We start from the raw sequence: 26,731 nt of genomic DNA, 5'->3' as shown, positions 1-26,731 counted from the left end.
ACCAGGTTCACTCAGGGAGTCGCCATGCAGGGCAAACTCGTCAGGCTCGAACGGCCCAGGGACGAGGACTACGAGCTGATGGCGCGGTGGTTCGGGCCGGACGCCCCCGCCGCCGTCATGGCCGCCACCGACGGCGACGTCGTCACCGCCGAGGAGTTCCGCCGGCTCGACCAGAACGGCGGGCTGCGCCAGTTCGCCGTCCGCGACGCGGAGGACCGCACCGTGGGAGCCGTGCACTTCAAGGCCCAGGGCCCGGTCGGCGGCTACGTCCTCGGCGGTGCGATCGGTGACCGGGAGCTGTGGCGCCGCGGCCTCGGGGCCGAGGCCTTCGACCTGCTCATCGACCACCTCTTCCACGCACGGGGCGCCCACCGCGTGCAGTTCACCACCGCCCTCTACAACAAGAACGTGCTGCGCCTGGTGACCGGCGTGGGCTTCACCCTCGAAGGCATCCTGCGGGAGTACTTCTACCTCGACGGCCGCCACCACGACGGCGCGGTGTGGGGACTGCTGCGCCACGAGTACTACGCGGCCGTCGAGGAGCTGAAGCGGACCGACGCCACCTTCTCCCTGCCCGACGCCATCCCCGAGGAGGACAAGGCCGAGGCCCGCCGCCTCCTCGCCGAGTACATCGCCGGCCCGTTCGGCAAGACCTCGGCCGGACTTCTGCTCGCCGCCACCGGGAAGGACCGGCGGTGACCGCGCCGGCAGCGGAGAAGGCCCCGACCGGGGCCACCGGACCGCGCTGGAGCACGGTGGTCCTCTCGCCGCACTTCGACGACGCGGTCCTCTCCGTCGCCGGCCTGCTCGGCCGCCTGGACGGCCCCACCGCGGTGCTGACCGTCCACGGCGGGCCGCCGCCCGCCACCGCCCGCGTCTCCTGGTGGGACGCGGGCTGCGGGTTCGCCACGTCCCAGGAGGCCTACCGCGCGCGCCGGGAGGAGGACGCGCGGGCCTGCGCCCTGATGGGCGTGGAGCAGCTGACGCTGCCGAACCCCGACAGCCCGTACCGCGACGGCGGCGGGCTCACCGGGCTGGACGGCTTCCTGCGGGAACTGCACCCGGACACCAAGGTCCTGGTGCCGCTGGGCACGAATCAGCCGGACCACGCGGCCGTCCGCGACCAGGCCCTCGCCGCCCTCGCCCCCTCGGCCGCCGTCGGAGGACCGGCCGGCCCCGCCCGCCCCCGTACGTACGTGTACGCGGACCTCCCCTACACGGGCGCGGTGCGCCGCTGGGGCACCGACGCCGCGGTCGACCGCCTCGCGCGCGACCCCGCGTACGGAGGCGCGCTGCGTGAGGTCGCGGCCCGGTACCGGATGCGCGTGGCGTACGACGTCCGGCTCGACGAGGCCGAATGGGCCGCCAAGCGCACGGCCGTCCTCTGCCACACCTCCCAACTCGCCCCGGTGGCCGTCGGCCACGGCCCCTTCCTGCGCCGGCCCGGGCCCCTCCAGGCCGAACTCGTCTGGGAACTGGAGCCGCGCCCGGACGCCCCCGCACGCACTCAGGAGCAGCACTGATGCCCGCCGCCCGCCGTACCTCGGTGTCCACCGCACACTTCGACAAGGCGTACCGCTCCAGGTCCGACCCCTGGGGCACCCTGCACAAGGCCTACGAGCGCGAGAAGTTCGCCGACACCGCCACCCTCCTGCCCGCCGGACGCTTCGCCCGCGCGCTGGAGATCGGCTGCGGCGTCGGCGCCCTCACCCGGCTGCTGGCACCGCACTGCGACGACCTGCTCGCCACCGACTGCTCCGCCGCGGCGATCGAACAGGCCCGGAGCAACTGCGCCGACCTGACGGGCGTCTCCTTCGCCACGCTCCGCGTGCCCGAGGAACTGGTCGACGGGGACCCGGACCTCGACCTCGTCGTCATGTCCGAGGTGGGCTACTACCTGTCGGCCCCGGACCTGCGGCTCGCGGCCCTGCGGATCTCCGACCGACTGCGCCCCGGCGGGCACCTGCTCCTCGCGCACTGGGTCCACGAGGGCGCGGGCCCGGAGGGCGTCATGACCGGCCGCGGCGTTCACGAGGTCTTCCGCGCCGCCCCCGGGATGCGCAGGGTCGACGGCAGGGAGACGACCCGCTACGACACCCGCTACCGGCTGGACCTCCTGCGCCGCGAGCCGTAGGGCCCGTCCCCTGGATCAGGCCCGGCCCCCGGCCCCCGTGCCCGCCCCGCAAGCCGGGTGCGCGGATGTCTTGCCCGCCGCGCTACCCGTTAGTAGCCTCCAGGCGTCGAACAGGCTTGTGACACGTGGGGGGTGGGCGTAGTGCTGCGCAGACTCGTGGCCGGACTGGCCGCGATCGTGCTCGTCGTGGAAGCGGCGGTGCTCGTGCTCGTCCACATCGTGCTGGGCCGGACCACGGCGAACCAGTCGATGTCCATCGCGGGCAGCGATCCGGACGTCATGTCCAAGGCGACCTACGCGATGGGGGCGGGCATGGGCGCCTTCCTCGTCCTGTGCGCCGCACTCGCCGCCGTCGCCGCGATCCGCGACCGCTCCCCGAACCGCTTCGGCCGCATCGTGCTCATCAGCGGCGCCGTCGCCCACGGCGTGCTCGGCATCCTCTCCGTCGCCCTGGTCGGCTGGGCCGCCTTCGCGACGACGACGCTGATCCTGTGCCTCCTCGTACTGACCCTGACGCTCTACGCGGACCGGCCCGCCGGCGGCGGCGCCGACCCGGGCGGGGACACCCCGCCGCTGCCGCCCGCGCCGCCGATCGGGGATCTCAAGCCCACAAGTCCGTGATGGACACGTTCAGTTCGCCCAGCAGGGAGCGCAGCAGCGGCAGCGAGAGCCCGATGACGTTGCCGTGATCCCCGTCGATGCCGTCGATGAACGGCGCCGACAGCCCGTCCAGGGTGAACGCCCCCGCCACGTGCAGGGGTTCCCCGCTCGCCACGTACGCCGCCACCTCCGCGTCCGTCGGCTCGCCGAAGCGCACCGTCGTGGACGCCGTCGCCGAGACCTGACGGCCGTCCACGGTGTCGATCACGCAGTGCCCGGTGCGCAGGACGCCGGCCCGGCCGCGCATCGACTTCCAGCGCGCCGTCGCCTCCTCGGCGTCCGCCGGCTTGCCCAGCGCCTCGCCGTCCAGCTCCAGCACCGAGTCGCAGCCGATCACCAGGGCGCCGGCGGCCTCGTCCAGGCCCGCCACGACGGCCGCCTTCGCCTCGGCCAGGGCCAGCGCCAGGGCGGCCGGCTCGTCGTGGTTCAGGGCGTCCTCGTCGAAACCGCTGACGATCACGTGCGGGGCGAGCCCGGCCTGCCGCAGCAGGTTCAGCCGGGCGGGGGAGGCGGAGGCGAGGACGAGCTTGCGCCCGGTCGCGGGCTCAGGTGTGGCAGTCATGGGGGCCATCGTAGGTGCGGCGCGCGGGGCGGCCCACAGGGTGGCCCACGGGGCCGACGGGGCGGCCGACAGGCCTAGAAGTGGCCCACGCCCAGGACGTAGACCACCACGAGCATGGCGAGGGCGAGCACCAGGCTCAGCCGCCGGATCATCGCCTGCGCGTCGCGCATGTCCTTGGGCGGCTCGTTCTTCGGGTCGGACCAGAGCATGCCCCGATCCTGACCCCGGACAGGGGTACGGCGCCTGAGTACCCGTACTCAGGCGCCACCGCCCGTTCACATCAATTCGGCTACGCGGGCCAGTACGTACGCCCCCAGGCCCGCGGCCCCGGGTGCGGCACCCGCCGCCGGGCCACGCGGGCCGGCGTCGACCACTCGTCCGCGACCGGCGGAGCGCCCGACGGTGCCATGGCCAGCACCGCCGCGCGCGCCTGGACCACCGCCAGTGCGGCGGCCAGCTCCTCCGGGGTCGGGTTGCCCTTGACGACCTTGATCACCACAGCGTCCTCCTGGAGGGCCTAGAGCGGGATGTTGCCGTGCTTCTTCGGCGGCAGGGACTCCCGCTTGGTGCGCAGCTGCCGCAGCCCCTTCACCACGTGCGCCCGGGTCTCGGACGGCATGGTCACCGCGTCGATGTACCCGCGCTCGGCCGCCGTGTACGGGTTGAGCAGCGCGTCCTCGTACTCGGAGATGAGCCGGGCCCGGGTCTCCTCGGCGTTGCCCGCCTCCTCCGCCTCGGCGATCGCGCGGCGGTGCAGGATGTTCACCGCGCCCTGCGCGCCCATGACGGCGATCTGCGCGGTCGGCCAGGCCAGGTTCAGGTCCGCGCCGAGGTGCTTGGAGCCCATGACGTCGTACGCGCCGCCGAAGGCCTTGCGGGTGATGACGGTGATCAGCGGAACGGTGGCCTCGGCGTACGCGTAGATCAGCTTCGCGCCGCGCCGGATGATTCCGTTGTACTCCTGGTCGGTGCCCGGAAGGAAGCCCGGGACGTCCACGAAGGTCAGCACCGGGATGTTGAAGGCGTCGCAGGTCCGCACGAACCGCGCCGCCTTCTCGGAGGCGTCGATGTCCAGACAGCCGGCGAACTGCATCGGCTGGTTGGCGACGACACCCACCGGGTGGCCCTCGACGCGGCCGAAGCCGGTCAGGATGTTCGGCGCGAACAGCGACTGCGTCTCCAGGAACTCCGCGTCGTCGAGCACGTGCTCGATCACGGTGTGCATGTCGTACGGCTGGTTCGCGCTGTCCGGGATCAGTACGTCGAGCTCGCGGTCGGTGTCGGAGACCTCGGTGTCCGCGTCCTCCGGGAAGGCCGGCGGCTCGGAGAGGTTGTTCGACGGCAGGTACGCGAGCAGTGACTTCACGTACTCGATGGCGTCCTTCTCGTCGCCCGCCATGTGGTGCGCGACGCCGGACGTGCTGTTGTGCGTGCGTGCACCGCCCAGCTCCTCGAAGCCGACGTCCTCGCCGGTGACCGTCTTGATGACGTCCGGGCCGGTGATGAACATGTGCGAGGTCTGGTCGACCATGACCGTGAAGTCGGTGATGGCCGGGGAGTACACGGCGCCGCCCGCGCAGGGCCCGACGACCAGGCTGATCTGCGGGATCACGCCGGAAGCGTGGACGTTGCGGCGGAAGATCTCCCCGTACATGCCCAGCGCGCTGACGCCCTCCTGGATGCGGGCGCCACCGGAGTCGTTGATGCCGACGAGGGGGCAGCCCGTCTTCAGCGCGAAGTCCATGACCTTCATGATCTTCTGGCCGTAGGTCTCGCCCAGGGCCCCGCCGAAGACGGTGAAGTCCTGCGAGAACACGGCCACCGGGCGGCCGTCCACCGTTCCGTAGCCGGTGACGACGCCGTCCCCGTAGGGCCGGGTCTTCTCCAGTCCGAAGTTGGTGGACCGGTGCCGGGCGAACTCGTCGAGCTCGACGAAGGATCCCTCGTCCAGCAGGAGGGCAACCCGCTCACGCGCCGTCAGCTTGCCCTTGGCGTGCTGCTTCTCCACGGCACGCGCGGACCCGGCGTGGGTGGCTTCGTCGATGCGGCGCTGCAGATCCGCGATCTTGCCCGCGGTGGTGTGCATGTCGATCGGCTCTGACGGTTGTGACATCGGGGTCGCGGCTCCCTGCGTGGTGTCAACTGCCTGGTCAATTGATTGACTACTGCTGGCTACTGGTGCGTAGCGTATCGGCGGGCATGGCGCTCGGCAGTGCGGCGTTTGACACACCTAATCTGGCTTGCATGACGCCATCAGATGCCTCAGCAGGAGCTTCCGCCGGTCGTTGGTCGAGCCTGGACCGGCCGCCGCTCAACGTTGCCGCCCTTCAGCGGGCCCTCGTCACCGGGGACGGGCTGTGGACCTCCCTGGAGGTCGTCGCCCGTACCGGGTCCACCAATACCGACCTTGCCACGCGGGCGGCCGAGCTGCCCGAGGGGGCGGTGCTCGTCGCCGAGGAGCAGAGCGCCGGGCGCGGGCGGCTCGACCGGAGCTGGGTCGCGCCCGCGCGCTCGGGGCTGTTCTTCTCCGTCCTGTTCAAGCCGGGCGACGCGGTGCCGCAGGAGCAGTGGGGGTGGCTGACCCTGCTGGCCGGTGTGGCCACCGCGACCGGGCTGTCCCGGGCGGCCGGCGTGGACACCGCCCTCAAGTGGCCCAACGACCTGCTGGTCGGTGTCGAGGGCGAGGAGCGCAAGACCGGCGGGATCCTCGCCGAGCGGGTCGCCGACGGGGTGGTCGTCGGGATCGGGCTGAACGTCAGCCTGACCGAGGACGAGCTGCCGGTACCGACCGCGGGCTCGCTGGCGCTGGCCAAGGCCTCCGTGACCGACCGCGACCCGCTGCTGCGGGCCGTCCTGCGGTCCCTGGAGGAGTGGTACGGGAACTGGCGCGCGGCCGGCGGCGACCCGGCGGCCAGCGGCCTCCAGGAGACCTACGCGGCGGGCTGCGCGACCCTCGGGCGCCACGTCCGCGCGGAGCTCCCCGGCGGGCGCACCCTCACCGGAACGGCCGAAGCGGTCGACACCGATGGCCGCCTGGTGATCCGCACGGCCGAGGGCCGCCACGAGGCGGTCGGCGCGGGCGACGTCGTCCACCTGCGTTCCGTGCACTGACGCGGGCCCGGGCACCGGGCGCGGGCGGCGGGTGCGGCGCGGGACCGGTGCCGCACCCGGACCCCGCACCCCGGTCGCGGGGCGGCCGGAAGTGGGGAGGGGGAGTGAGCTACGGCACACCTGCCGTATGGTTTAGGCGATCCCGGTGCTCGTGGTGATCAACCGGTTCGCAGGGCAGTGCGCACGGAATGGACAGGAGGCGGCCCTTGACCGTCGACGACCCTACGTCCAGCGCGTCCCCGGCCCCCGGCGGCGGTTCCGCGTCCGGCCCGGGTACCCCGATCGGCCGCGACCAGCACACCCCTCACCACGAGGTCGATCACACGGCCCAGCCGACGGCGGATCCGCTCGCCATCCGGCTGGAGCAGCTGATCCTCGGTGCCGAGCGCCGGTACACCCCGTTCCAGGCCGCCCGCAGCGCGGGCGTGTCCATGGAGCTGGCCTCGCGCTTCTGGCGGGCCATGGGCTTCGCCGACATCGGGCAGGCCCGGGCGCTGACCGAGGCCGACGTACTGGCCCTGCGCCGGCTCGCCGGTCTGGTGGAGGCCGGGCTGCTGTCCGAGCCGATGGCCGTGCAGGTGGCCCGGTCCACCGGGCAGACCACGGCCCGGCTGGCGGAGTGGCAGATCGACTCGTTCCTGGAGGGGCTGACCGAGCCGCCGGAGCCGGGCATGACCCGTACCGAGGTCACGTACCCGCTGGTGGAGCTGCTGCTGCCCGAGCTGGAGGAGTTCCTCGTCTACGTGTGGCGGCGCCAGCTGGCGGCCGCGACCGGGCGCGTGGTGCAGGTGGCCGACGACGACGAGATGGTCGACCGGCGGCTCGCGGTGGGCTTCGCCGACCTGGTGGGCTTCACGCGCCTGACACGGCGGCTGGAGGAGGAGGAGCTCGGCGAGCTCGTCGAGTCCTTCGAGACGACCGCGGCGGACCTGGTGGCCGCGCACGGCGGCCGGCTCATCAAGACCCTCGGCGACGAGGTGCTGTACTGCGCCGACGACGCGGCGACGGCGGCGGAGATCGCGCTGCGGCTCATCGAGACGATGGAGCTCGACGCGCAGATGCCCGAGCTGCGGGTCGGGATCGCCTTCGGCACGGTGACCACCCGGATGGGCGATGTCTTCGGGACCACGGTGAACCTGGCCAGCCGGCTGACGTCGATAGCGCCCAAGGATGCCGTCCTGGTGGACGGCGCGATGGCCGAGGAACTCTCCCGGACCGGGGCCGCTCCGGTGTCGGAGAAGGAGGCCGAGACGGCGCCCGACGAGGGCGCGTCGTACCGCTTCGCCCTGCAGCCGATGTGGCAGCGGCCGGTCCGCGGGCTCGGTGTCGTGGAGCCCTGGTCGCTGACGCGCCGGAAGCCTAAGATCCCCGGGTAACGTTCGTTAACCGGGAGGGTTCCTATGGCGACCGAGGCCGTGTCCGAGGCCGTGTCCGCGTTCGAGTCGGAGTTCGTGACGGTACGCCGCCACGAGGACGGGGTCGCGGAGCTGGTCCTGGACCGCCCCAAGGCGATGAACGCGGTGTCGACCGCGATGGCCCGTGACATCGGCGCGGCCTGCGCCGTGCTGGCCGCCGACCGGTCCGTACGCGTGGTCGTGCTCTCCTCCTCGGCGGAGCGGGCCTTCTGCGTCGGGGCCGACCTCAAGGAGCGGAACTCGCTCTCCGACGCCGAGCTGGTGCGGCAGCGGCCGACCACGCGGGGGGCGTACGGGGGCGTGCTGGAGCTGCCGATGCCGACGGTCGCGGCCGTGCACGGGTTCGCGCTGGGCGGCGGCTTCGAGCTGGCCCTGGCCTGCGATGTGATCGTCGCCGACGAGACCGCGGTGGTGGGCCTGCCCGAGGTGTCGGTGGGCGTGATCCCCGGAGGCGGAGGCACCCAGCTGCTGCCGCGCCGGGTGGGTGCGGCGCGGGCCGCCGAGCTGATCTTCACCGCGCGCCGGGTGGAGGCGGCGGAGGCGCTGTCCCTGGGGATGGTGGACTCGGTGGTCCCGGCCGGCCGGGACACGGCGGAGGCGCTGGCGCTGGCGTCCCGGATGGCGGCGAACTCCCCGGTGGGCCTGCGGGCGGCCAAGCGGGCGCTGCGGCTGGGGCACGGGATGGACCTGGCGGCCGGGCTGGAGATCGAGGACGCGGCCTGGCGGACGGTGGCCTTCTCGGGCGACCGGGCGGAGGGCGTCGCGGCGTTCAACGAGAAGCGCCGGCCGAACTGGCCCGGGGAGTAGCCGCCCCGAGGCGCCGCCCTGGGTCGGCCCCCACGGACCGCCCCCGTCACCCCCTGGTGATCTTGGTGGCGTCGAAAGCCGCGCCAATTATCTCCAAATCAGACAAAAGTCCCTAGCCTGGGGTGATGGGAGTTGACGGGCGGCTACGAGCCGTGGTGGGACTCGCGCAGGCGATGGCCGCGGCGGGCGCGCCGCGGGACAGTGTGCGGGCGGCCGCGCGGGGGGCGCGGCTGGCGCTCGACGGTTCGTTCGCCGCGATCTCCGCGTGGGAGCGCGAGCGGGGGCGCCTGCGGGTGCTCGTGAACGAGGGCGAGCGGCGGGCCGGCGAGGAGGAGTTCCCCGAGGACGAGTCGTACCCCGTGCACGACTTCCCCGAGATCACCGAGTTCCTGCACGAGCGCTGGGTGGGCGGCGGCGGCCCGCACGCCTGGGTCGAGAGCGCCGTCGGCGACCGGCCGGGGCGGCGCGGGGCGGCCCTGCGCCGGCGCGGCCGCGGGACCTGTGTGGTGGCGCCCGTGGTGCTCAGCGGGCGGGCCTGGGGCGAGCTGTACGTGGCCCGGGACGAGGGGCTGCCCGACTTCGACGAGGACGACGCCGAGTTCGCCACCGTGCTCGCCGCGGTGGTCGCGGCCGGTCTCGCGCAGAACGAGCGGCTGGAGGAGGCCCGGCGGCTCGCCTTCACCGACCCGCTGACCGGGCTCGCGAACCGGCGGGCGGTCGACATGCGGCTCGACGAGGCCCTGGAGGAGCATCGGCGGACCGGGGTGGTCGTCAGCCTGGTCGTCTGCGACCTGAACGGGCTGAAGAAGGTCAACGACACCCTCGGCCACGCCATGGGCGACCGGCTGCTGGAGCGGTTCGGGTCGGTCCTGAGCCTGTGCGGGGCGATGCTGCCCGGGTCGCTGGTGGCCCGCCTCGGCGGTGACGAGTTCTGCCTGGTCGGGGTCGGCCCGACGGCGGACGAGATCGTGCGGGTCACCGAGGAGGTGTGCACCCGGGCCGCCGAGCTGGAACTGGGCGAGGGGGTGGCCTGCGGGGTGGCCTCCACCGGGGACCCGATCGGGCCGGTGAAGTCCTCCCGGCGGCTGTTCCGGCTGGCGGACGCCGCCCAGTACAAGGCGAAGGCGGCGCGCTCGCCGAAGCCGGTCGTGGCGGGCCGGGACACGGCGGTGGTCCGGCTCGCGGACGCCGCCGCCCAGGAGGCTCCCGGCGAGCGGCGCCGCTTCCGGGGCCGCCAGTGACCGCCGCCCGGGGTGGCGGACCGTAAGGGGTCCAGCCGCCGCGCGATCGTGACAGATTCACCTAGTGACATGAAGCGATTCAATCCGTAGGGTGCTGAATATGGATATGCACACTGTTGTGGTGGGGACGTCCGGGACCACTGCCGAGGACGTCATCGCCGTAGCCCGCGGCAATGCCCGTGTCGAGCTCTCCGCCGAGGCGCAGGACGCCCTCGCCCGGGCCCGCGAGATCGTCGACGCCCTCGCCGCCAAGCCCGAGCCCGTCTACGGGGTGTCCACCGGGTTCGGCGCCCTCGCCTCCCGGCACATCAGCCCCGAGCTGCGTGCCCAGCTCCAGCGCAACATCGTCCGCTCGCACGCCGCCGGCATGGGCCCGCGCGTCGAGCGCGAGGTCGTCCGCGCGCTGATGTTCCTGCGCCTCAAGACCGTGGCCTCCGGTCACACCGGCGTACGCCCCTCCGTCGCGCAGACCATGGCCGACGTGCTCAACGCCGGGATCACCCCCGTCGTCCACGAGTACGGCTCCCTCGGCTGCTCCGGCGACCTCGCGCCGCTGTCCCACTGCGCGCTCGCGCTGATGGGCGAGGGCGACGCCGAGGGCCCGGACGGCACCGTCCGCCCCGCCGGGGAACTGCTCGCCGAGGCCGGCATCGCCCCCGTCGAGCTCCGCGAGAAGGAGGGCCTGGCCCTCCTCAACGGCACCGACGGCATGCTCGGCATGCTGGTCATGGCCCTCGCCGACCTCGGCAAGCTCTACACCTCCGCCGACATCACCGCCGCCCTCACCCTGGAGGCGCTGCTCGGCACCGAGAAGGTCCTCCAGCCCGAGCTGCACGCCATCCGCCCGCACCCGGGGCAGGGCGCCTCCGCCGCGAACATGGCCGCCGTCCTGAAGGACTCCGGTCTCGTCCGCCACTACCAGGAGGAGACCGCCCCGCGCGTGCAGGACGCGTACTCCGTGCGCTGCGCCCCGCAGGTCGCCGGCGCCGGCCGCGACACCATGGCGCACGCCGCCCTCGTCGCCTCCCGCGAGCTGGCCGCCGCCGTCGACAACCCGGTGGTGCTGCCCGACGGGCGCGTGGAGTCCAACGGCAACTTCCACGGGGCTCCGGTCGCGTACGTGCTGGACTTCCTCGCCATCGCGGCCGCGGACCTCGGCTCCATCGCCGAGCGCCGCACCGACCGGCTGCTCGACAAGAACCGCTCGCACGGCCTGCCGCCGTTCCTCGCGGACGACGCCGGCGTGGACTCCGGCCTGATGATCGCCCAGTACACGCAGGCCGCCCTGGTCAGCGAGATGAAGCGACTCGCGGTGCCGGCCTCGGCCGACTCGATCCCCTCCTCCGCCATGCAGGAGGACCACGTCTCGATGGGCTGGTCGGCCGCGCGCAAGCTCCGTACCGCCGTCGACAACCTGACGCGGATCATCGCGATCGAGATGTACGCCGCCACCCGCGCCATCGAGCTGCGCCACGGGCTGACCCCCGCCCCGGCCAGCCGGGCCGCGATCGCGGCCGCTCGCGCGGCCGGTGTGCAGGGTCCCGGGCCGGATCGTTTCCTCGCCCCCGACCTGGCCGCGGCCGACGCGTTCGTGCGCAGCGGCGGTCTTGTCGCGGCGGTGGAGCCGGTGACGGGCCCGCTCGCCTGACGAGGGAGCCGCGCACGCAGTACGAAGGGCCGCCCCGGGATCCGATCCCGGGGCGGCCCTTCGTGCGTCGTGCTTCGCGCCGCGTGCCGCGTGTCTACGGCGCGTGCGAGCGGCGTACGGAGAAGGCCACGGAGGCGGCTCCGACCCCCAGGAAGAGGGTGCCGCCCAGCAGGTAGGGAGTGGTGTCGACGGATCCGGTGTCGGCGAGCAGGGACTGCGGCTGCGCGGTCGGCGCGGCGGACGTCCCGGTGACCGTCCCGCGGGCCCCGGCGGGACTGCCGGTGTCCATGGCCGTTCCGGGGGTGTTCGCGCCCGTGGGCACGGCGGAACGGGTCTCCGCGGCACCCGGGGAGGTGGCGCCCGCCGAGGGGACGAACCACAGGGCGCCGAGGAGGGTGGTCGCTCCGAGAGCGGTGAGCAGCGGTCGGCGTGCGGACACGGTGCGATCCCCCTTGTGGCAGCAGCGAATTGGCCGTGTGCGGTGATGCTACGGAAAGGGGCGGGTCGTGGGAAAGTCGGGGCTTCCTCGGGCTTACTCTCCGTCGTATGAACTCTTCTGAGACATCACGATACGTACGGCTTCGGGTTGATTTGGTACTGGAAGTGCCGGACGTCCAAGCACTCACCGGAGCCGCGCTGGCTCACATCAAGGCCGACGAGTTCATGCCGGACGAGGAGCGCGGCCACGCCGAGTCCGCCGTCCGGGAGGACGAGTCGGAGGCCCTCGCCTACCTCGTCGACCCCACTGACCTGGTCGCGGACATCCCGGGGGTGGAGCTCGCACAGGCCTCCTGGAGCAGCGAGCCCGTCGAATACGACCCCGAGTCGATGGAGTGGGACCTGGACGAGGAAGATGGGGACTTCGACGAGGAACCCGACAACGCCTGACCGTGTGGTGGACCACATCCGAACGGAATGTGGAACCGGCCGGCGCCGTTAACGCGTTGTCAGGACCAGGCAGGGGGTGCGTCCCCCTGCCCGGCCAACCCCGGGGACGTCAGCCTCCGGGGTATCCGGCAACGATGGAGTGGCGTGTGAGGACGGACAGTAAGCGGCGGAGAAGGTCCCTGGTGGCCATATCCGCCGTTCTCGGTGGGGTACTGGTGCTCTCGGCGTGCGGCGGCGGGGACGACGACAAGCCGAAGGGCAAGGGAGATTCCGCCAGTGCCCAGGCGGACGTCGACGCGGCGGCGGCCAAGGACGCGTCCAAGGCCAAAATAACCATCACGCCGAAGGACGGCGCCACCAACGTCGGCCTCAACGACGCGGCCAACGTCGCCGTGACCGACGGCACCCTCACCCTGGTCGAGCTCAAGACCAGCGAGGGCACGGCCGTGCCCGGCAAGATCGCCGCCGACGGCAAGAGCTGGAAGCCCGACGCCGCGCTGAAGCGCTCCATGAAGTACGCCCTGGCGGCGACCGCCAAGGACGCCGACGGCAAGGAGGCGCACGAGAACGCCTCCTTCACCACCGTCTCCCCGGAGAACAGCTTCGTCGGCTCGTTCATACCGGACGACGGCCAGACGGTCGGCGTGGGCATGCCGGTCTCGATCAGCTTCAACAAGCCGATCAAGGACCAGAAGGCGGTCCAGGCGGCGATCTCGGTCACCTCCAGCAGCGGCCAGGAAGTCGTCGGCCACTGGTTCGGCGCGCAGCGCCTGGACTTCCGCCCGGAGAAGTACTGGCAGGCGAACTCCACCGTCACGATGAAGCTGGCGCTGGAGGGCGTCCAGGGCGCTCCCGGCGTCCAGGGCGTCCAGAACAAGACCGTCACCTTCAAGATCGGCCGCAGCCAGGTCTCCGAGGTCGACACGAAGACCAAGAAGATGACGGTCACCCGTGACGGCGCGGTCCTCAAGACCATCCCGATCTCGGCGGGCTCCCCGGAGAACCCGACGTACAACGGCCAGATGGTGATCTCCGAGAAGTTCAAGGAGACCCGGATGGACGGCTCCACCGTGGGCTTCAAGAACAGCGAGGGCAAGGGCGAGTACGACATCAAGGATGTCCCGCACGCCATGCGCCTGTCCCAGTCAGGCACCTTCATCCACGGCAACTACTGGGGTGCGGACTCGGTCTTCGGCAGCGCCAACACCAGCCACGGCTGTGTCGGCCTGAACGACGCCAAGGGCGCGGGCGACCCGAACCAGCCCGCCGCGTGGTTCTTCGACAACTCGCTCATCGGCGACGTGGTCACCGTGATCAACTCCCCGGACAAGACCATCAAGCCCGACAACGGCCTCAACGGCTGGAACATGGACTGGGCGGAGTGGAAGGCCGGCTCGGCCGTCTGACCTCCACCACCTCCCGACCGCGCACGACGAACGGCGGGGACCCCTCACGGGGTCCCCGCCGTTCGTCGTGAAAACCGCCGGACCCGCTCGCACGTGATCATCTAGGGTCCCCGGTATGACCATTCGCGCGCTGTCGCTGCCCCCGACCGATGCCGAGATCGACGCCTGGACCGCGGTCCTCACCGCCGCCCGGGCCGTCGACCTGCCGCAGGCGACGCCGCCCGCCCGCACGGAAGTGGCCGGACGGCTGTGCGTGACGCCCGCGCGCGGCCGCGCCGCGCTCTGGGCCGCGGACGGGGGAGCGGGCGTGGCCGCCCTGCTGCTCTTCACGGACGAGGCCAACGCGCACACCGCCTTCCTCGACGTGCTCGCCGTACGCCCGGACGCCCGGCGCCGCGGCCTGGGCGGGGCCCTGTGGGAGCAGGTCCGGGCGGAGCTGCTCGCGCAGGGCCGGACCTCCGTCATGACGCTCGTGGACCTGGGTGGGCCGGGGGAGGCCTTCGCGCGGTCCCTCGGGTTCGAGAACGTCCTGCCCATGGCCTGGTACGAACAGGACGTCGCGCAGCACGTGCAGGCGCAGACGCAGGCCGTGGCCCCGGTGCCCGTCGCCCCGGGGTACGAACTGCGCGCCTGGCACGGCCTGGTGACGGACGACTGGGCCCAGCCGCTGGCCACGGCCCACGGGGCGATGGAGGACGCGCCCATGGGCGACATCGACGAGAAGATCGAGGCCTGGACTCCGCAGCGGCTCCACGCCGCGCACCAGCTGATCCTGGACCGCGGCGGTGAGATCACCACCGTCGCCGCGGTCACCGGCGCGGGCGAGGTGGCCGCCTACACGGAACTGGTCCTGCCCGACCCGGCCGGCCCTCGCGCCCTCCAGTACGACACCGTCGTCGCCCCCGCCCACCGCGGCCACGGCCTGGGCCGCGCGGTCAAGCTGCACATGCTGGACCTGGCCCGGAACCGGTACCCCGGCCTGCGCCTGATCGCCACCACGGTGGCCGACGAGAACACCGCGATGCGGGCGGTGAACGAGCGCCTCGGCTATCGCCCCGCCCGCCCCGCGGCCTACTACCAGCTCAGCCTCTAGGCGCCGGGTTCCGAACCCCGGCCTCCCCGGCCACCCCGCCCTCCCCGGCCGCCCCGGCCTCCTCCGACGGCGCCGACCACGACGCCAGCAGACGCAGGGCGTCCGCCGACGGGGAGCCGGGGACCGCGTGGAAGGTCACCAGGGACTGCGCCGGGTCGTCCGGCAGCGTCAACGTCTCGAAGGACAAACGCATCTCGCCCACCAGCGGGTGCCGCAGGACCTTCTCCCCGTGCGTCTTGTCCGCCACCGTGTGCGCGGCCCACAGCCGCCGGAACTCCTCGTTCTTCACCGACAGCTCCCCGACCAGCGCCGACAGCCGCTCGTCGTCCGGGTGCTGACCGGCGTACATGCGCAGGTTGCTCACCACCTCGCACGCCCGGCACTCCCAGTCCCCGTACAGCTCCGCCGTCGCCGGGTCCAGGAACACCAGCCGCACCAGGTTCCGTTCGGCGGCCGGCAGTGCCCCGAAGTCCCCGAAGACCGCGGCCGCCAGCCGGTTCCAGCCGATGACGTCCTGACGGTGCCCCACGAGGTAGGCCGGTACGCCGCACATCGCGTCCATCAGCGTGCGCAGCTCCGGCCGCACCTGCTGCGGGCGCCGGCTCTGGCGGCGCCGGTGCGCCTTCGGCCGGGCCAGGTCCAACAGGTGCGCCCGCTCGGTCCCGTCCAGGCGCAGGGCCCGCGCCAGGGCGTCCAGGACCTCCACCGACACGTTGTGCCCGTCGCGCTGCTCCAGCCGCGTGTAGTACGCGACGGACACCCCCGCCAGTAGCGCCAGTTCCTCACGGCGCAGCCCCGGCACGCGCCGGCGGCGTCCGTGGTCGGGCAGGCCCACGTCCTCGGGGCGCAGCCGCGCACGGCGGGAGCGGAGGAACTCGCCGAGGCAGGCGCGCTGATCAAGCTGGTCCATCCCGCAAGTATCCCCGGGCGGCGTGCACCGGGGCAGGCGTGAGCCTGACCCCGCCAGGCGTAGGTTCGCCAGTCATAGGCAGGACAGGGGGATGGCTGCCCGCCGGACGAACCGGCAGCGTGGGGACATCGCAGCAGCACGTCACCGTTTTCCGAGGAGCACCCCCATGTCCGTCACCCGGACCACGCAGGTCGCCGCGTACGCCGCCCCCGCCGCCAAGGCCCCGCTGGAGCGCACCACCATCACGCGCCGTCCGGTCGGCGAGCACGACGTGCTCATCGACATCAAGTACTCCGGCATCTGCCACTCCGACATCCACCAGGTGCGCGACGGGTGGGGCGAGGGCATCTACCCGATGGTCCCCGGCCACGAGATCGCCGGTGTCGTCACCGAGGTCGGCGCGGCCGTCACCCGCTTCTCCGTCGGGGACCGGGTGGGCGTCGGCTGCTTCGTCGACTCCTGCCGCACCTGCGAGTACTGCCTGCGCGGCCAGGAGCAGTTCTGCACCGAGGGCATGACCGGCACGTACAACGCCCTCGACCGGAGCGGCGAGCCCACGTACGGCGGCTACTCCACCCACCTCGTCGTCGACGAGAAGTACACCGTCCGCATCCCCGACGGCCTCGCCCTCGACGTCGCCGCCCCGCTGCTGTGCGCCGGCATCACCCTCTACTCCCCGCTCAAGCACTGGCAGGCCGGCCCCGGAAAGCAGGTCGCGGTCGTCGGCCTCGGCGGCCTCGGCCACATCGGCGTGAAGATCGCGCACGCGCTGGGCGCCGAGGTCACCGTCCTGTCGCAGACCCTCCGCAAGAAGGAGGACGGCCTGAAGCTGGGCGCCTCCCACTTCCACGCCACCTCCGACGAGGCCACCTTCGAGGAGCTGGCCGGCCGCTTCGACCTGATCCTGTCCACCGTCTCGGCGCCGATCGGCCTGGACGCGTACCTGGGCCTGCTGAAGGTCGACGGCGCGCTGGTGAACGTCGGAGCCCCGGAGGAGCCGGTCTCGCTCAACCTCTTCTCCGTCATCGGCGGCCGCAAGACCCTCGCCGGGTCGATGATCGGCGGGATCGCCGAGACCCAGGAGATGCTCGACTTCTGCGCCGAGCACGGACTGGGCGCGGAGATCGAGCTGATCGGCGCCGACCGGATCAACGAGGCGTACGAGCGGGTGCTGGCCAGCGACGTGCGCTACCGCTTCGTGATCGACGCGTCGACGATCTGAAGTCGACGGTCGGGTCCGGGCCGATGCCTCCGGGCGGCGGGTGTCACACGTTCTTCATGCCGCCTGCATGGCCCCGGCGGCGCACCGGCGCGGATGATCTCCACACGCCGACCGGCCGGCCGCCATCGCCACCACCTCGGCGGCCGGGCGTCCCGCTTCACGGCGCTCGTCGGCATCGACGACTTCTGCACGAACCAGTCGCCGGCCGGGGCCGCCCGCGCCGTCGTCCGCGCGGACGGCCGGACCCTGCTGACCACGGCCACCCTGACGGGAGCCACCGGCCCCACCGCGATCGACCTCGACGGGAGCGGCGTCCGCCTCCTCCACCTGCTGGTCGAGGACGCGAACGCCACTCCTCCTTCGACCACACCTCCCGGGCCCGCCCCTACGTCACGGCCGGCTGACCGTGGCCGGCCGGTGCCCGGGCCGGCGGATCACTCCGCCGCGGCCACGCCGATCGGGCAGGAGACGCCCGTGCCGCCGATGCCGCAGTAGCCGCCCGGGTTCTTGTCCAGGTACTGCTGGTGATGGGCCTCCGCAGGCCAGAAGGGGCGCTCCGCGGCCGGCAGGACCGCCGTGGTGATCGGGCCGTAGCCCGAGGAGGCCAGGACCTGCTGGTAGGCGGCGCGGGAGGCCTCCGCCGTCGCCTGCTGGGCGGGGGAGTGGGTGTAGAGCGCCGAGCGGTACTGGGTGCCCACGTCATTGCCCTGGCGGAAGCCCTGGGTGGGGTCGTGGGACTCCCAGAACAGCTTCAGCAGGGCCGCGTAGGAGACCTGCGACGGATCGAAGACCACCCGGACGACCTCGGTGTGGCCGGTCAGCCCCGAGCACACCTCCTCGTAGGTCGGATTCTCCGTGAAGCCACCCTGGTAGCCGGCCAGCGTGGTCCACACCCCGGGGGTCTGCCAGAACTTGCGCTCGGCGCCCCAGAAACAGCCCAGGCCGAAGTCGGCGACCTCCAGGTGCGCGGGGTACGGGCCGGACAGCGGGTTGCCCAGCACGGTGTGCCGGTCGGGCACGGCGAACAGCGGCTCCGCGCGGCCCGTCAGGGCCTCCTCGCGGGTGGGGAGCTCGGGCGTACGGCGGTACGAGAACATGGATTCCCTCCTTGTGGGAGTGACAACGTGCGGAGGGCGGGCCGGGATTCCCCGACCCGCCCTCCGCCGCCCGCCCCGGGTCAGAGACCCGGCGTGGTCACGCCCACCGCCCAGTCCCGGGCGTACAGGTACCGGCTCTTCGGCGAGCCCGCGTAGCTCCACGGCAGCGCGCCGATGTACCCGTCGATGTGGCGGAACTGCTCGACGGCCTGCTCGTCGCGGTCCTGCCAGAACAGCAGGTACGCCAGCATGTGCCGGATGCGCGCCGTCCCGGGGTGGTCGTCGCCCGCCGCCGCCAGGTCCAGCAGCGCCGCGTCCACCGCGGCGACGATCTCCGGCTCCTTGAAGAAGGTCTCGGCCGCCAGGTCGTCCTCGTCCGTCTCCTGCTCGAAGTACGCGATCAGCGGCAGCAGCGACAGCAGGTCGCCGGGTGCGCCGGCGGCCGCCGACTCCCGCGCGAAGGCGAGCGCCAGCTCGTGCGAGCCGCGCCACTTCCGGCACCAGTACTGCAGACCGCTGATGTGCGACCACAGCACCTTCGGGTCGCGCTCGACGACCTGCGCCCACAGCTCGCCGTACCGCTCGTGCGAGTAGCCCAGGCCCTGCCCGATGGGCTGCTCCACGATGTACGGGGTCGGGTCCGCCGGGTCGGCGAGGCGCTGGGCCTCGTGGGCGACCTGCTGTGCCTTGACCAGCAGCTCGCGGAAGAGCCGGAACTGCTCCTGCGTGGTGCGGCTGCCCGACTGGGACCCGCGCACGTTCCACGCCACCATGATCGCGGTGTCGGCGTCGACCAGGGCCGCCGTCGGGTCCGAGGGCCGCGCCGCACGCCACGCCAGCAGCCACGCGTCGTCCTCGGCGGCCGCCTCGGCCAGCGGGCGGACCCGCTCCATGCGCTCGTGCCAGTCCTTCCCGGCCGCCTCGATGTACGCGGCTCCCGCCTCCCAGTCGCCCGACCGGACCGCGTCCAGCACGGCGGTCCGCTCCGGCGGTACGGGAGCCGGGTTCTCGGTGTCGAGGTCGGCCTCCGCCACGAAGCCCAGCGCGACGACCGCAGCCGCCTTCTCGGCCTTCTGCTCGGCCTTGACCGCAGCGGTACCGGCGTTCAGCGTGCCGATCTCCGTCTCCAGGGCCTTCGCCTTGCGGATGTAGTAGACGCCGCGCAGGAACTTGAACGCGCCGAACAGCAGCACGGCGCCCAGGATGTAGAGGCCGATCACGGGGCAAGCACCAGCTTTCGCAGGGGTTCGGTGTCGGGCAGGTCGGCCACGGCCGCGTCCAGAGCCTCGCCGAGACGGTCCTCGAAGCCGTCGGCCGGGTACCGCAGCGAGGCCGAGTCGGACCAGGAGAGCTGCCAGCGGGCGGCGCCGCGCGCCGTCAGCTCGACGGTGACCAGCTGGTTCAGCGCGCGCCGGACCACCGGACGGGCGAACTCGCGGGCGGTGCGGCCGGTGGCGGCCTGCGCCTCCTCCGACTTCGGGAAGCGGTCGGCGATCCGCCAGCGCACCGCCGGGTCGGCGTCGAAGGCGTCGAGCACGGCGCCCAGCCCGGGGCCCGCGCCTTCGGCGGCGAAGGCCTCGCCGAGGTCCTCCGCGCCCTGGCCGACGTACACGGTCATGGCCTCGTGGACGAGGTCCTCCCAGTCGACCCGCTTCAGCGCGAGCGCCTCCGGGGTGAGGACGACCTGCTCCAGCGCGGCCAGCGCCGCACCGGCGTCGGCCAGCAGCTCCAGGGCCGGGCGGGCGGCCTGCCCGGCGCGGCCGTCGTCGGGCAGCGCCTCGATGCGGGCCACGCGCTCGGCGAGCGCGGGGTGGGAGTCGTAGGGGGAGGTGGGTTCCGTCGACAGTTCCCGGCGCAGCTCGTCCAGATCGGCCGAGCGCGCGTCCAGGAGCCGTCGCAGACCGCCGAAGACCTCGCCGGGGCGGGGCAGCAGACCGGCGCCGACACCGAGGGTGGCGTACGAGCCCATGTAGAAGTCGTGCGCCGAGTCGAGGGCGTTCAGCTCGCGCAGCGCGGAGGCGGCGGAGTCGCGGCCGGCGACGCGGACCGACGCGAGGTCGGCGGCGAGCTCCTGCCGGCGGGAGGTGGAGCGGGTGGCACGCATGTAGAAGTTGCCGTACGCGATGTAGACCTTGGCCATGGCGCGGTACATCGCGCCCTCGCCCGCGGTGTCGACGCCCTTGGCCTTCTTGCCCTTGGCGATCCGCTTCTCGTCCTTGCGCTCCTGCTTCGCGCGCTCCTTGGCGACCTTCTTGTCGGCACGCTCGTGGAAGTACCCGATGGTGCGGATCAGCTGGGCGCGGCCGCGGGCGATCAGCGGGGTGAGGCGGGTGTCGAAATTGGCGTAGTGACCCATTTCGTGGGCGAGCACGGCGCGCAGCTGCATCTCGTCCAGGCCCGTCATCAGCGGCAGACCGAGGTAGAGGCGGCGGGTGCCGGGCCGCAGACCCAGCAGCTTCGCGTCCTCGGCGACGGCCGCGTTCACCTCGTCGATCAGCACGATCTCGTCGGGGGCGCGGGTGCCGACCTGCTGCGCGACGTCGCGCACGGCCGCCCACAGCTCGGGCTCCTGCGCCTCGCCGACGGTGACGCCCGCCAGGGGTTCGCCCTTGGGGGTGCGCAGCATGAACATGCCGCGCACGATCGGGACGGTGAGGACCAGGGAGGCGAGGAGCAGCTTGGCCACGATCGGGCCGTGCAGCGTGGTGACGACGGCGTAGTCGATGCCGCCGAGGGCGGCCAGCAGAAACACGCCGAGCAGGTAGAAGCCTGCGAGCAGGACGAGAGCGCGCAAGGCGCGCAGTGATGCGCCCATATGGACAGATCCCCCCACGGGAACGAAAAGGAATGGGCGGCAGGGCAGAAGGCCACGGCCACCGCCGCATCATGCGGCCTGTGATTACTTACAGCAACCTTATTCGCCCCGGATTCCCGCAGGCAGGCAGGGTGGCCGACCACGGGCGGCGGTGGGCGGTGGGCTGCGGGGTGGGGGCACTCCGGGACGTCCCCGCAGGTCGGGCGAACCCGCCGCCGCCCGACGGGCCGGTTCGGCCCGGGGTTCGCGAGCCGAGGAGACGTCCCGGAGGGATCCCACCCCACCCCGCGAGGCCGTGGCGCCGCCGACCCCCGGAGGGACTCCGCCGACCCGCCCGGAGGGCTACCCCGGCAGGGTTGCCGGCGACCCGCCGTTCGCCTCGTACCCCGCCACCGCCATCGCCCGGTACACCGCGTACACCGCGGCCGGGTCGTCCGCCTCCGACCACGGCAGCGCGCCCACGTACCCGTCCACGTGCCGCACCTGCTCCATCGCCTCGGCCCAGCGCTCCATGCAGACCAGGAACATCATCAGCAGGTGCCGCACGTGCGCCACCATCGGGTCGTCCTGCCGCGCCGTGTGCACCGCGTACAGCGCGCCCTCCACCGCCCGCGTGACGACCGCGCTCCGGTAGAAGCTCGGGCTCAGCACGATGTCCGGCTGGTTCTCGCGCAGCGCGAACAGCGGCAGGGCCGCCAGCAGCGAGCCCTGCGGTGCGCGCGCCGCGGCCGCGTGCGCGAAGGCGTCGGCCTTCTCCCGCGAGCCGTGCCACTGCGCGCCCCAGTAGTGCAGCGCGGCGAGGTGGGCGCCCATGTGCTCCGGGGCCCGGTCGATGACCTTCGCCCACAGCTGGTCGAACTCCGCCTCCGGGTAAGTCAGTCCCCGCGCGATCGCCAGTTCCGTGATGTACGGGACCGGGTCCCCCGGCGCCAGCAGCGCGGCCCTGCGGCACGCCTCCCGCGCCTCCTCCAGGATGATCCGGTGGTCCTCGGAGCCGACCCCGCCCGAGTGCCGCCACGCCTGCTGCACCAGCAGCTCCGCGTGGACCTGCGCGCCGCCCGGGTCCTTCTCCGCCTCCAGCCGCCACGCCTTCAGCCACTGCGCGCCGACACCGGGCTGCGCCACCAACTCCAGGGCCGCCGCACCGCCGAAGGCCTGTACGCGCTGCCAGCGCCGCTCACCCTCCCGCGGGGTCCCGGCGAGCAATTGGGAGGCCGCCTGCCACTGTCCGGTGCGCTGCACGTTGTCGAGGGCGTCCATCAGGTCCTGGTCCGGCCCGGGGACCCGGATGTCGAGCTCCTCCTGCCGGTCGAATCCGTAGTTCGCCGGGTCGGCGGCGTCAGGGCTGCCCGGCGCGACAAGGCGGATACCGCCGCGTCGGCGCCGGATGTACGGACCGACGATGAACACGATCATGAGCATCGCGAACACGAACCACAGAATCTCCATGCCTCCAGCGAACCAGACCGAGGGGGGAGCAGGCCAATAGGGGTGCGGACCGCGGGCGGGCATAGCATCGGACCATGAGCGACGACAGCCACGAGCACCAGAGCTTCGAGACCCGCGCGATCCACGCGGGCAACACGGCGGACCCGCTGACCGGCGCGGTCGTGCCCCCGATCTACCAGGTTTCCACCTACAAGCAGGACGGCGTCGGAGGACTCCGCGGCGGCTACGAGTACAGCCGCAGCGCGAACCCGACCCGGACCGCGCTGGAGGAGAACCTCGCGGCCCTGGAGGGCGGCCGTCGCGGGCTCGCCTTCGCGTCCGGCCTGGCCGCCGAGGACTGCCTGTTGCGTACGCTGCTCGCCCCGGGCGACCACGTGGTCATCCCGAACGACGCGTACGGCGGCACCTTCCGCCTCTTCGCGAAGGTCGTCTCCCGCTGGGGTGTGGAGTGGTCGGTGGCCGACACCTCCGACCCCGAGTCGGTACGGGCGGCCCTCACCCCGAAGACGAAGGTCATCTGGGTCGAGACCCCCTCCAACCCGCTGCTCGGCATCACCGACATCGCCGTGGTCGCCGACATCGCGCGGACGGCCGGCGCCAAGCTGGTCGTGGACAACACCTTCGCCTCGCCCTACCTCCAGCAGCCCCTGGCGCTGGGCGCGGACGTGGTCGTGCACTCGCTGACCAAGTACATGGGCGGGCACTCCGACGTGGTCGGCGGCGCGCTGGTCACGGCCGACGCGGCGCTGGGCGAGGAACTGGCCTACCACCAGAACGCGATGGGCGCGGTCGCCGGTCCGTTCGACTCCTGGGTCGTGCTGCGGGGCATCAAGACCCTGGCCGTGCGCATGGACCGGCACGCGGAGAACGCGGGCAGGATCGTCGAGATGCTCACGCGCCACCCGAAGGTCACCAAGGTCCTCTACCCGGGCCTGGCCGAGCACCCGGGTCACGAGGTCGCGGCCAAGCAGATGCGCAACTTCGGCGGCATGATCTCCTTCCAGGTCGCCGGTGGAGAGGAAGAGGCCGTCGCGGTCTGCGGCCGCACCAAGATCTTCACCCTGGCCGAGTCCCTGGGCGGCGTCGAGTCCCTGATCGAGCACCCGGGCCGTATGACGCACGCGTCGGTGGCCGGCTCGGCGCTGGAGGTTCCGGCCGACCTGATCCGTCTGTCGGTCGGCATCGAGAACGCCGACGACCTCCTCGCGGACCTGACCCAGGCCCTGGGCTGACCCCCTGCCCCCTGACCCCCGCCGGGCTCGCCCCGAACCCGGCGGGGGCCCGCCCGCCCGTTCCGGCTGCGCCGGGCCACCTTCGGCCCCGCCGGCGTTCGAGGCGCGGGGTCTGGGGCGGCGCCCCGGCTGGGGCGGCGCGCCGGGAAACCCGGCTCCGCCGGGCACCGGGCTCCGCCCGGACCCGCGCCTCGAACGCCGGCGAGGCTGAACATGGCCCGGCGGAAGTGGTGAGGGACTACCAGCCCTCCAGGGGTGGGGAGACGCCGCTCGGCGGTCCGGCCCAGGGGTGCGTCAGCGAGGCCCACACCACGAACGCCACCGCGGCAGCGAAGAGCACCGCCCAGCCGAACCTGCGCAGCACCCGCCGCCGCCGCAGGAGCCGGTCGCCCCGGGCTGCCGCGCCCGCCGCCAGCCCGGCCGGCACCACCGGGTACGGGCCCTCCAGCAGGTGCCTGATCTGGGCTTCCTTCCGGTCCGGAACCCCGCTCACGCCGCCTCCCGGGACCGCAGCGCCGCCACGGCCCGGTTGCACAGCACCCGTACCCGCTCGACCGGCATTCCCAACTGCGCCGCCGTGACCTCCTCCGCGACCCCTTCGTAGAGCCGCAGGACGAGCACGAGCCGCTCCGGCGGGCTCAGCCGAGCCAGCACCCCGGCGCCGCCGTGATGGCGCCAGCCGGTCCGGGCGAAGGCGGTGCACAGCTCCTGGCGGGTGTAGTCGTACGGATCGTCCGCGCGCAGCCGACGCCAGTTCGCGTACGTCAGGGCCAGCGCGCCCGCCAGCAGCCGGCGGGCCGCTTCCGGTTCACCGGTGAGCAGCACCGCGACATGCAGGAGCCGCCCTGCCGCGCCCGCGACGAAGGCTTCGAACTCCGCGTAGGAGCCCGCCTGTTGATCAACCACCCGCATAGTCCACATAGTGCGGGCAGCGGGGCGGGCCAGGTCAAGAGGACGGACGGACTCCGGTCAGGAAGCGGGACCGGCTTCGGCCACGGCCGCCATGAGCTCCGACAGCGACAGGTTGAAGCGCGTCAGCAGCCCGGTGAAGGATTCGCGCTCGCCCTCGCTCCAGCCCTCGGTCACCCGGGCCATCAGCTCGCGTCGCGAGGACCGGACCTCCTCCAGCCGGGCCAGCCCCCGCGGGGACAGCGCGAGCACCACGGCCCGGCCGTCCTCGGGGTGCGAGGTCCGCTTGACCAGACCGCTGTCGACCAGCGGCGCGACCTGCCGGGTCACGGTGGAGGAGTCGATCCCCATGCCGCCGGCGAGCGCCTTGACGCCCATCGGGCCCTCCAGGTCGAGCCGGTTCAGCAGCAGGTAGGCGGCACGGTCCATCGAGTTGCGGGCCTGGCCCACGCCGCCCAGACGGGTCTGCTCGGCACGGCGGGCGAAGACCGCCACCTGGTGCTGGAGCGCGTCGAGGAGACCGGCTCCGGCGGGCGCTTCGGGCGCCGCGGGCAGATCGGAATTGGCCGGGAAGGAAGGCATGGCCGTGGGCTCTCTTCGCGTGGGTCCGACAAGGATGGGGGACAGAGTACGCGGCCGTGCGGCGGCCCGTACGCCTCGTACGAGAACTGATACGGCCGGTTCGCGGGCCCGCTGGACGGGTGTCCCGGATGGCGAGATATCGCCCCTCGCGCCGCCGGGCTGCGCCCCTCGCGCCCGCTGCGCGGCGTGCTCGCCGCGTCCCCGCGGCGGGCCCTTCCGCCGGCCCGGGCCCGGCCCCGCCCGGGCTGCGAGACTGGCGGCATGAACTACCGCGTGCCCCAGCCCGTTCCGCAGGTCATCCTCGACGACGTCCGGGGGGCCCAGAAGATGCTCTCCGGCGTCTCCCGGGTCACCGCGATGGAGGGCAGCCGGCACCTCTCCGCCCTCACCGGCTCCCCGGTCCACCTCAAGTGCGAGAACCTCCAGCGCACCGGCTCCTTCAAGCTCCGCGGCGCCTACGTACGCATCGCCGGCCTGCGCCCCGAGCAGCGCGCCGCCGGCGTCGTCGCCGCCAGCGCGGGCAACCACGCCCAGGGCGTGGCCCTGGCCTCCTCCCTCCTCGGGGTCCGCTCCACCGTGTTCATGCCGGTCGGGGCGCCGCTGCCGAAGGTGGCCGCGACCCAGGAGTACGGCGCCGAGGTGCGCATGCACGGCCAGGTCGTCGACGAGACCCTCGCGGCCGCCCAGGAGTACGCGGACCGCACCGGCGCGGTGTTCATCCACCCCTTCGACCACCGCGACATCATCGCCGGCCAGGGCACCGTCGGACTGGAGATCCTGGAGCAGTGCCCGGAGGTGCGGACCATCCTCGTCGGGATCGGCGGCGGCGGGCTCGCGGCCGGAGTCGCGGTCGCCGTGAAGGCGCTGCGCCCGGACGTCCGGATCATCGGCGTGCAGGCGGCGGGCGCGGCCGCGTACCCGCCCTCGCTCAAGGTCGGGCACCCCGTCTCGATCGACGATCCGATCACGATGGCCGACGGGATCAAGGTGGGCCGCCCCGGCGACGTCCCCTTCAAAATCATTGGCGAGCTCGTCGACGACGTGCGTACGGTCTCCGAGGACGCCCTCTCCAGCGCCCTGCTGCTGTGCCTGGAGCGGGCCAAGCTGGTGGTCGAACCGGCAGGGTGCAGCACGGTCGCGGCCCTGCTCAGCGAGCCCGAACTGTACGGCGGCGGCCCGGTGGTGGCCGTCCTGTCCGGCGGGAACGTCGACCCGCTGCTGCTCCAGCGGATCCTGCGCCACGGTATGGCGGCGGCGGGCCGGTACCTGTCCCTGCGCCTGCGCGTGGCCGACCGGCCCGGGGCGCTGGCCGGGCTCCTGGCGGTGTTGTCAGTGGTGGATGCGAACGTGTTGGACGTGAGCCATGTGCGGACGGACCCGCGGCTGGGGCTCACGGAGGTGGAGGTGGAACTGCACCTGGAGACGAAGGGCCCGGAGCACTGCGCGGAAGTCGCGCGTTCCCTGCACGGCGCCGGATACAAGGTGATGAGCCAGTAGTCGGGGAAAGCCTGAAACCCCTGGCCGCGGATCGCACCCGATCGGCCGAGCAG

Annotated in this window: 29 protein-coding genes; 16 read left to right on the top strand and 13 right to left on the bottom strand. The window is 73.0% G+C overall.

The features are described 5' to 3' along the window. The first annotated feature begins 24 nt into the window (after positions 1-24). From OG373_RS15860 to OG373_RS15845, 4 genes are all read left to right on the top strand, one after another. Complete coding sequence (locus OG373_RS15860; RefSeq protein WP_397738594.1) at positions 25-699, top strand: GNAT family N-acetyltransferase; 675 nt, start codon at positions 25-27, stop codon at positions 697-699. Continuing rightward, positions 696-1,523, top strand: a complete 828-nt coding sequence (locus tag OG373_RS15855; RefSeq protein ID WP_405438979.1) for a PIG-L family deacetylase — start codon at positions 696-698, stop codon at positions 1,521-1,523. Before OG373_RS15860 ends, OG373_RS15855 begins: the two co-directional genes overlap by 4 nt. Continuing rightward, a complete protein-coding gene (locus OG373_RS15850) occupies positions 1,523-2,134 on the top strand; it encodes a class I SAM-dependent DNA methyltransferase (RefSeq protein ID WP_405438978.1) in 612 nt (203 codons plus the stop codon). Before OG373_RS15855 ends, OG373_RS15850 begins: the two co-directional genes overlap by 1 nt. Positions 2,135-2,275: 141 nt before the next feature. Then, the gene (locus OG373_RS15845) at positions 2,276-2,755 is read left to right on the top strand and encodes a hypothetical protein (RefSeq protein ID WP_405438977.1); all 480 of its coding nucleotides are present in this window, start codon (positions 2,276-2,278) and stop codon (positions 2,753-2,755) included. On the opposite strand, the gene OG373_RS15840 is transcribed toward OG373_RS15845, so the two are convergent. The 4 genes from OG373_RS15840 to OG373_RS15825 form a co-directional block, all read right to left on the bottom strand. Beyond that, complete coding sequence (locus OG373_RS15840; RefSeq protein ID WP_405438976.1) at positions 2,736-3,365, bottom strand: nucleoside triphosphate pyrophosphatase; 630 nt, start codon at positions 3,363-3,365, stop codon at positions 2,736-2,738. The genes OG373_RS15845 and OG373_RS15840 overlap by 20 nt on opposite strands. A gap of 65 nt (positions 3,366-3,430) precedes the next feature. Continuing rightward, entirely contained in the window at positions 3,431-3,565 is a 135-nt protein-coding gene (gene mmpB, locus OG373_RS15835) for a morphogenic membrane protein MmpB (RefSeq protein WP_257789492.1), read from the bottom strand. An 80-nt stretch (positions 3,566-3,645) separates the two neighbouring features. Continuing rightward, the gene (locus OG373_RS15830; RefSeq protein ID WP_184791824.1) at positions 3,646-3,852 is read right to left on the bottom strand and encodes an acyl-CoA carboxylase epsilon subunit; all 207 of its coding nucleotides are present in this window, start codon (positions 3,850-3,852) and stop codon (positions 3,646-3,648) included. Positions 3,853-3,873: 21 nt separating this feature from the next. Beyond that, complete coding sequence (locus OG373_RS15825) at positions 3,874-5,469, bottom strand: acyl-CoA carboxylase subunit beta (RefSeq protein WP_397738581.1); 1,596 nt, start codon at positions 5,467-5,469, stop codon at positions 3,874-3,876. 131 nt (positions 5,470-5,600) lie between these two features. Between OG373_RS15825 and OG373_RS15820 the strand changes: the two genes are divergently transcribed. The 5 genes from OG373_RS15820 (at position 5,601) to hutH (ending at position 11,578) form a co-directional block, all read left to right on the top strand. Further along, a complete protein-coding gene (locus tag OG373_RS15820; RefSeq protein ID WP_405438975.1) occupies positions 5,601-6,467 on the top strand; it encodes a biotin--[acetyl-CoA-carboxylase] ligase in 867 nt (288 codons plus the stop codon). Between the two features lie 206 nt (positions 6,468-6,673). Continuing rightward, positions 6,674-7,843, top strand: coding sequence for an adenylate/guanylate cyclase domain-containing protein (locus OG373_RS15815; RefSeq protein ID WP_245385724.1), 1,170 nt, complete (start codon positions 6,674-6,676; stop codon positions 7,841-7,843). Between the two features lie 24 nt (positions 7,844-7,867). Then, on the top strand, positions 7,868-8,689 hold the full coding sequence (locus OG373_RS15810; protein ID WP_405438974.1) for an enoyl-CoA hydratase/isomerase family protein: 822 nt from the start codon (positions 7,868-7,870) through the stop codon (positions 8,687-8,689). A 125-nt stretch (positions 8,690-8,814) separates the two neighbouring features. After that, a complete protein-coding gene (locus OG373_RS15805) occupies positions 8,815-9,930 on the top strand; it encodes a diguanylate cyclase domain-containing protein (RefSeq protein WP_405438973.1) in 1,116 nt (371 codons plus the stop codon). Positions 9,931-10,036: 106 nt separating this feature from the next. Beyond that, on the top strand, positions 10,037-11,578 hold the full coding sequence (hutH, locus tag OG373_RS15800; RefSeq protein ID WP_405444069.1) for a histidine ammonia-lyase: 1,542 nt from the start codon (positions 10,037-10,039) through the stop codon (positions 11,576-11,578). Between the two features lie 94 nt (positions 11,579-11,672). On the opposite strand, the gene OG373_RS15795 is transcribed toward hutH, so the two are convergent. Beyond that, positions 11,673-12,017, bottom strand: a complete 345-nt coding sequence (locus OG373_RS15795; protein WP_405438972.1) for a hypothetical protein — start codon at positions 12,015-12,017, stop codon at positions 11,673-11,675. A gap of 164 nt (positions 12,018-12,181) precedes the next feature. Between OG373_RS15795 and OG373_RS15790 the strand changes: the two genes are divergently transcribed. The 3 genes from OG373_RS15790 to OG373_RS15780 all read left to right on the top strand — a co-directional run bounded on the left by OG373_RS15790 (position 12,182) and on the right by OG373_RS15780 (position 14,965). Further along, positions 12,182-12,466, top strand: a complete 285-nt coding sequence (locus OG373_RS15790) for a hypothetical protein (RefSeq protein WP_229874969.1) — start codon at positions 12,182-12,184, stop codon at positions 12,464-12,466. Positions 12,467-12,600: 134 nt separating this feature from the next. Next, positions 12,601-13,872 carry an Ig-like domain-containing protein gene (locus OG373_RS15785; protein ID WP_397738566.1) on the top strand — a complete coding sequence of 424 codons (1,272 nt, stop codon included), beginning with the start codon at positions 12,601-12,603 and terminating at the stop codon, positions 13,870-13,872. A gap of 115 nt (positions 13,873-13,987) precedes the next feature. Continuing rightward, positions 13,988-14,965, top strand: coding sequence for a GNAT family N-acetyltransferase (locus tag OG373_RS15780; protein WP_405438971.1), 978 nt, complete (start codon positions 13,988-13,990; stop codon positions 14,963-14,965). Here the strand turns inward: OG373_RS15780 and OG373_RS15775 are convergent. Next, positions 14,955-15,875 (bottom strand): helix-turn-helix transcriptional regulator, encoded by a 921-nt coding sequence (locus OG373_RS15775; RefSeq protein ID WP_405438970.1) that lies wholly within the window; start codon positions 15,873-15,875, stop codon positions 14,955-14,957. The genes OG373_RS15780 and OG373_RS15775 overlap by 11 nt on opposite strands. A gap of 166 nt (positions 15,876-16,041) precedes the next feature. On the opposite strand from OG373_RS15775, the gene OG373_RS15770 reads away from it, so the two are divergent. Both OG373_RS15770 and OG373_RS15765 read left to right on the top strand, forming a co-directional pair. Continuing rightward, positions 16,042-17,097 (top strand): NAD(P)-dependent alcohol dehydrogenase, encoded by a 1,056-nt coding sequence (locus OG373_RS15770; protein ID WP_405438969.1) that lies wholly within the window; start codon positions 16,042-16,044, stop codon positions 17,095-17,097. A gap of 93 nt (positions 17,098-17,190) precedes the next feature. Beyond that, positions 17,191-17,592, top strand: a complete 402-nt coding sequence (locus tag OG373_RS15765) for an NPCBM/NEW2 domain-containing protein (protein WP_405438968.1) — start codon at positions 17,191-17,193, stop codon at positions 17,590-17,592. On the opposite strand, the gene msrA is transcribed toward OG373_RS15765, so the two are convergent. The 4 genes from msrA to OG373_RS15745 form a co-directional block, all read right to left on the bottom strand. Next, positions 17,532-18,194, bottom strand: a complete 663-nt coding sequence (msrA, locus tag OG373_RS15760) for a peptide-methionine (S)-S-oxide reductase MsrA (protein WP_189970299.1) — start codon at positions 18,192-18,194, stop codon at positions 17,532-17,534. The two genes, OG373_RS15765 and msrA, sit on opposite strands and share 61 nt — an antisense overlap. An 80-nt stretch (positions 18,195-18,274) precedes the next feature. Further along, entirely contained in the window at positions 18,275-19,414 is a 1,140-nt protein-coding gene (locus tag OG373_RS15755) for a hypothetical protein (protein ID WP_405438967.1), read from the bottom strand. Continuing rightward, the gene (locus OG373_RS15750; RefSeq protein ID WP_405438966.1) at positions 19,411-21,009 is read right to left on the bottom strand and encodes a M48 family metallopeptidase; all 1,599 of its coding nucleotides are present in this window, start codon (positions 21,007-21,009) and stop codon (positions 19,411-19,413) included. Before OG373_RS15750 ends, OG373_RS15755 begins: the two co-directional genes overlap by 4 nt. Before the next feature lie 342 nt (positions 21,010-21,351). Further along, positions 21,352-22,458 (bottom strand): hypothetical protein, encoded by a 1,107-nt coding sequence (locus tag OG373_RS15745; protein ID WP_405438965.1) that lies wholly within the window; start codon positions 22,456-22,458, stop codon positions 21,352-21,354. 74 nt (positions 22,459-22,532) lie between these two features. On the opposite strand from OG373_RS15745, the gene OG373_RS15740 reads away from it, so the two are divergent. Further along, a complete protein-coding gene (locus OG373_RS15740) occupies positions 22,533-23,690 on the top strand; it encodes a cystathionine gamma-synthase (RefSeq protein ID WP_397738546.1) in 1,158 nt (385 codons plus the stop codon). Between the two features lie 238 nt (positions 23,691-23,928). Here OG373_RS15740 and OG373_RS15735 read toward each other — a convergent pair whose 3' ends face one another. The 3 genes from OG373_RS15735 to OG373_RS15725 all read right to left on the bottom strand — a co-directional run bounded on the left by OG373_RS15735 (position 23,929) and on the right by OG373_RS15725 (position 25,181). Continuing rightward, complete coding sequence (locus OG373_RS15735; protein ID WP_397729388.1) at positions 23,929-24,183, bottom strand: hypothetical protein; 255 nt, start codon at positions 24,181-24,183, stop codon at positions 23,929-23,931. Continuing rightward, positions 24,180-24,596 carry a sigma factor-like helix-turn-helix DNA-binding protein gene (locus tag OG373_RS15730; RefSeq protein ID WP_397729387.1) on the bottom strand — a complete coding sequence of 139 codons (417 nt, stop codon included), beginning with the start codon at positions 24,594-24,596 and terminating at the stop codon, positions 24,180-24,182. The genes OG373_RS15735 and OG373_RS15730 overlap by 4 nt, the downstream gene beginning before the upstream one ends. Positions 24,597-24,659: 63 nt before the next feature. After that, positions 24,660-25,181 (bottom strand): MarR family winged helix-turn-helix transcriptional regulator, encoded by a 522-nt coding sequence (locus OG373_RS15725; RefSeq protein WP_405438964.1) that lies wholly within the window; start codon positions 25,179-25,181, stop codon positions 24,660-24,662. A gap of 261 nt (positions 25,182-25,442) precedes the next feature. Between OG373_RS15725 and ilvA the strand changes: the two genes are divergently transcribed. Next, complete coding sequence (gene ilvA / locus OG373_RS15720; protein WP_397729386.1) at positions 25,443-26,678, top strand: threonine ammonia-lyase; 1,236 nt, start codon at positions 25,443-25,445, stop codon at positions 26,676-26,678. The last annotated feature ends 53 nt before the right edge of the window (positions 26,679-26,731 follow it).

The organism is Streptomyces avidinii (genome assembly GCF_045161815.1).
GTDB classification, from domain to species: Bacteria; Actinomycetota; Actinomycetes; order Streptomycetales; family Streptomycetaceae; genus Streptomyces; species Streptomyces avidinii.
Note: the sequence above shows the minus strand (reverse complement) of the source record. Positions and strands in the feature narration are given on the sequence as shown.